This is a genomic window from Paenibacillus sp. 01L418 (assembly GCF_056400045.1).
The window spans coordinates 1-5,285 of record NZ_JBFTSN010000430.1 but is presented as its reverse complement, the minus strand read 5'-3'; the positions used below and the strand labels follow the sequence as shown (position 1 = coordinate 5,285).

Here is a 5,285-nt window from a genome sequence, read left to right as displayed (position 1 = left end):
TCGCAAATCCGGCTGACGCCGCAAGCTTTCTCGGCATTTTTTGCTGAAACAGCATGACAAAAGACAAAAGAGTTAATAATATTTCGAAAGTTCTCATGATTTCTCCATTATATAAGTTGTTGGTGGTCTTATACATAACGAATGTGTGGTTCGATTGGTTGCAAAAATATTCCTTTTGGCTGCATTAAAAAAACGCTGGATTGCCCAGAGGTTGCAGCTTATGATGTTGTGGTTCGCTATAAGCTAGTTCTCCTTTATCTGTTTCACATGTATACGGTAAACCCATTATCGCTTTGAGAAAGCATGGACATGTTGCAAACGACTATTATATCTTTCATAAGTAATATGACAGTATCAGCTTCGTATATCTCGTGAAATTCAGGTTCGCAAATCCTTTTCTGCGCATAAACCGTGAACACCTGATTCGTATATCTAAGCTAAAAAAATCAAAGTTATGCGAAAACAAAGCACCAAAAGCGAAGTAGGGAAATAGGTTAAACCCTTGTTGCACAAGGGTTTAAGGTATTTATGAAGGCTCAAAAAATGGTTCGCATAATTGAATTTGATATGGCTTAACATTTTATCCTGAACAAAGAATTTTTTGAATAATAATCATGATGTTGTTATCGACTATTACGTTACCTATAGTGATAAAACGAGTTATATGATGGAAGCATCAAGAGATTTAAACATTGACATTAAATTTATTGTATTGCTGGTTGACAAGAATGAGTTATTACGAAGAGATAGTCAGAGACCTCTTAGACATCAAATGGGTGATCGTTGTATTATAGGGCTTAACGAGATACTAAAGTCAAATCCACCTGAGAAGCACATCATGAATACAACGCACACTGATATTGAGGAAGTTGTAGATGAGATTTTGAGAAATCCAAGGTTTCTTTTAGATTCTTCGTCATAGCATTCAAAGTGTTGATAGCTAAACAGCCTGCCGGAGTGATCTGGCAGGCTGTTTACGATTAAAAATGAATTAAGTTACCTCAGTCCTATACTTCCGATTCACGGACTTGTGCTCGGATGCCTCTTATTGTCTCCATTCAACATCGTGAACGGTTAGCTCGATACGAGGTGTTTTATAAATRCAATTCGTACTATTTGATCATCCCATATAGGCCCGCGCCATACCACTTCGTAATCTAACTTACTATTCATTTTAATCACGGGGATATTTGATTCTTCAGTATGGGAGTAGACTAATTGTACACCCTTAATTCGTGCTTCCTCTTCTAATTTTAGCTTAAGTTCGTAGGCGATCCCTCGTTTACGATAATCTTTATCGACCCATAGTTGGTAAATTTCCATAAGCTGACCATCTTCGGGAAACAAAGCTCGATCTATCCTCCGTAAAATACTAAAATCGGGAACATCGTCACGATTTCTTACTCGATACATCAATAATCCAATCTTTTTCTTGTATGATTGGTCTTCACAAATAAATGCACCTATTCCATTATCATCATTCTCTATAAAGGAAGAAACTGTATGCCGGTGCTCCATTATTTCTTCAGGTGTCTTATCGGCATTTGTTGTTGTCGTTCCTTCACTTTTAAAATCTATACTAAATATGAAATCCAAATCACAAGCCAAGGCTTTTCTTATAACGATCATCTTTCAACTCTCCCAATATACGCTTCATGTACTTTTACATAATAAGTAATATTAAAGATCGCATCTATCAATTTGAGAACCCACACCACGTAAAGTAGGTGAAGACCTTGCTCGAGAATAAGAGTTATTTCGACTACATTGTTCTCAATCCTTTCTAATATGGAAATTTTTAGCATGAGAAAAATAACTATGTAAATGGTTTTCTACTTACAGAGGTGATTAACGTATTCTGCTCGTTAACGTATTGAAGCTGCCCATCGTTCCGGCAGCTTCATCATAGGTGTTTATTGTGCTATCGTTCCCTGTTAGCTTATCAATTTGTTCCTCTAACTTCTCAATTCGTACAAAAAGACATGAAGTGAATTTACTTTTATATTTTCGACAGTTTGCTTATCTTCATCTCTTGCTTCCTCAAAAGGAATACCATCATGATACTGATATTTTAAAAACACATTTATTATCGAATCTATGTTTTCTACTGTTTCAATTTCACATTTAAAAGGTAGTTTTGTATGGATATCTGAAATGAAATTAAAGCGCAACCTTCCATAACGCCAATCGAACCATACATAAAAAAGCATTCTATTACAGTCTGCTTTTGTCATTTGTTCAGTTCTATTTGTAATTACATTACAAAAAAAGTTTCCTATCTCACCAACTGTAAACTCACTAGCTAACTGTTGACTCATCGAAATTGACCATGTGTTTTGTGAAATTTCTTCTTCTAAGTCATCGATATCATTTCCAATGAACATTTTATCTTCTACTATTTCATCGAGTTCCTTTAGAAACACCTCTTTGTTCATGTCCGCAGCACCTTCTCATTATACTTAATTAGCTCTCATTGCCCGTCAGTGAGTCAAATGTTACTTCTCATTGACTTATAGGCCATGTGAATAAGGAGCGGCAGACGCCAACTAATAGAATTATAGGGAAATTTTTAGTTAATTGGAAACGTCTCGCTGTCGATCCATATCGGTAAGCACCTGGACGACATCGCCTTCTTATATCAGTTCTAGGTTTCGAGCGGCGGCAGCAAGCAGAATCTTCAGATAGATCTGTTCTACCGGCTTTCCGTCCGGCTTATGCTCATCCAGTGGCGGATATAAGCACTCGCCTCCTCCTTGCTCATAYTGCCCAATCGCGTCTTAAGCGAGTTTAAAGAAAAGGATCCTGATGCTTCACGAAACGTCTCGTGTGCTTATAGATGCCCTGGATCAGTGGTAAGGATTTTTTTCGTGTTCCTCTTGGAGCACAACTTCGACTGAATGACCATTGCCAAACGTAACACCACCCTGTTTCGATTCGTGAAGGAGCCGGGCCGACAGGATCGATACATCCAGTATCTGCATGCCAATTGAGTAAAGAATCGTATAAATCCCTTTTCCCAAAGGGACTGCCGAAAGGGCTAAATGCGTTAATGTTACCTAATAATAAATCGTAGTGCTGAAAGAAACCCCTGTATAGAAAAATGATGATCTGCCAGAGAGAACCGCACTTCTCATACAGTATAGATTTATATCATCGGTCAATATTGAACAGTGATTGTAAGTCTTTTCTGCGCTCACGGTGTTATCAAGGTAGTTGATGTAATTTCTTAAAAAAGTAGCGATTAATTCATAGAATTTTGCCCAGCTTGGTCACCCCGAACCTTGTATAATACTCCATATATCCTCTTATCTGCATTTCTTCGTACAACTCTTTAGTTAAATATTTCATTCTTTCCTCTTAATCTCATTTCGCTGACTCACTAAGTATACGGCTTGTAAATCTCTTTTTTTGCGGTAACCTTCCCATTAGTTTAATAAAAAACGGGCCATTAACATGACTAAAAAATCAAAAAACCCGAACTCACGAGGTCGGAAAGCTTCATCTTAAGCTATTCAACTAACGTTCCCCGTCCTTCGGACGGAAGATGCTGGAGGATGCAGCCAAGTACGAGCATCTCCTTGTAATCGATATAGACGGCTCGAAGGTTGCCTGTTTTCCTTTCATAACTCAACGATCCCTTTAAGATGCACATCTGAAATGCCGCCGCATCCGATAAACCCGAGTTTTATGCTTTTATCCTCCTTCAATATTTGAGAGCATCCAACGTTAACCATCCAGTGGCATTTCCAAAATATCATTTAGATTACCTATCAGACTCTCAGAACTGATCAAATTAATTTACTGGAGCCTCTTAGACGGTACGGTGCACAAAAAAAGCCAGAGTCAGACAACTGACTCTGGCTTTTCGGGGTTAACGTCTCCCGAGAAGCAACTCTTCGATTTCTTCCAGCGTCCCGAGCGAATGAATGGCGCCCTTACGAGTCGTAGCGAGCGCCCCGCCGGCGTTGGCGAAGGCGACTGTTCTGTGCAGTTCCTCCTCGCTCCAGTTCGCCGCCTTCGTCTCGCTGCCGAGCACGCAGTGCAGAAACGCGCCCATGAAAGCGTCGCCCGCCCCGGTCGTATCGACTGGAACGACACGGTTGGCTGCCACTTCGCCGGCATAGCGCGCCGTCCGATAATACGTTCCTGCTGCTCCTCGCGTGACAAGCAGTACGTCCAGCCCGTAGCGAAGGACAAGCTCTTCGGCTCCGGTAGCAATATCCAGTGTGCCGGCGTCAGGCAGGCCCGTCAGCAGCGCCAGTTCCTCATCCGACACCTTAACGATGTGAGCCTGTTCAAGCCCACTCTTCATCCATACAAGCCCGAGTTCCTCGGTCTCCCACAGAGATGGACGCCAGTTCGGATCGTAGGAGATGATCGCGCCTGCTTGCCGCGCCGCCTCAACTGCATGAAGCGTCGCATGGCGCGAAGGCTCCGATGTTAGCGAGATGGAGCCGAAGTGGAACAGACGCGTTCCGCTTGTAAGTTCCGGCCGCACTTCAGCCTCCGTAAGCAGCGCGTCCGCTCCCGGCTGACGGGCGAAGTGGAACGAACGCTCTCCCCGCTCATCCAAATGTACGAACGCCATCGTCGTATGTGCGTCCCGGCTTAACACAAGCCCCTCAGCTGCGATTCCTTGCCGGATCAGCTCATCCCGCAAATACTCGCCGAACGGATCCTGTCCGACCTTGCCGATAAAGGCAGTCTTGTTGCCTAGTTTTGCGAGCGCCGCCAGTACATTAACCGGAGCGCCGCCGGGGTTGCGTTCCAACAAAGGCTCACCCGATACCGAAACGCCGTCCGGCACGAAATCGATCAAATACTCGCCAAGTGCCACCGCATCGTAAATTTTGTGCCCCATTACCCTTTGACCCCCGACATCGTGATGCCCTGAATGTAGTAGCGCTGCAGAAACAAGAACAGAATCAGAATCGGAGCCGTTGCTATCGTACTAGCCGCCAAAATTTTGGACCAATCGGTACCGGCTAGCGAAGAGAACGACGCAATCGCGACTTGAAGCATCTGCTTCTTTTCGTCGTTGATGACGATAAGAGGCCAGAGATACGAGTCCCAGTTGCCGAGAAACGTCATAAGGCCGAGTGTTATTAGCGCCGGAACGGCCGCCGGAACGACGATTCTAATGAACACGCGCATAACCGACGCACCGTCAATCTTCGCCGCTTCCATAATCTCATTCGGAATGTCCGCGAAAAACTGCCGCAGCAGGAAGATGCCGAACACCGACAGCGATGAAGGCACAATGAGACTAGCGTACGAGTTGACCC

The 5,285-nt window shown here is 43.3% G+C and carries 4 protein-coding genes; all 4 read right to left on the bottom strand.

Annotated features, from left to right (window positions below; genetic code table 11):
• Positions 1 to 1,074: 1,074 nt before the first annotated feature.
• Entirely contained in the window at positions 1,075 to 1,629 is a 555-nt protein-coding gene (locus tag AC1DSE_RS29575; protein ID WP_477528650.1) for a GNAT family N-acetyltransferase, read from the bottom strand.
• Between the two features lie 326 nt (positions 1,630 to 1,955).
• The gene (locus AC1DSE_RS29570; RefSeq protein ID WP_477509139.1) at positions 1,956 to 2,435 is read right to left on the bottom strand and encodes a hypothetical protein; all 480 of its coding nucleotides are present in this window, start codon (positions 2,433 to 2,435) and stop codon (positions 1,956 to 1,958) included.
• 1,436 nt (positions 2,436 to 3,871) lie between these two features.
• Positions 3,872 to 4,861, bottom strand: a complete 990-nt coding sequence (locus AC1DSE_RS29565; protein WP_477509140.1) for a carbohydrate kinase family protein — start codon at positions 4,859 to 4,861, stop codon at positions 3,872 to 3,874.
• On the bottom strand, positions 4,861 to 5,285 hold a 425-nt coding region (locus AC1DSE_RS29560; protein ID WP_477528649.1), incomplete at its 5' end, for a carbohydrate ABC transporter permease. The genes AC1DSE_RS29565 and AC1DSE_RS29560, both read right to left, overlap by 1 nt.

Bases quoted from the DNA above. Each gene is read 5' to 3' on its own strand.
- AC1DSE_RS29570 (WP_477509139.1), bottom strand. From the start codon at position 2,435: ATGAACAAAGAGGTGTTTCTAAAGGAACTCGATGAAATAGTAGAAGAT.
- AC1DSE_RS29565 (WP_477509140.1), bottom strand. From the start codon at position 4,861: ATGGGGCACAAAATTTACGATGCGGTGGCACTTGGCGAGTATTTGATC.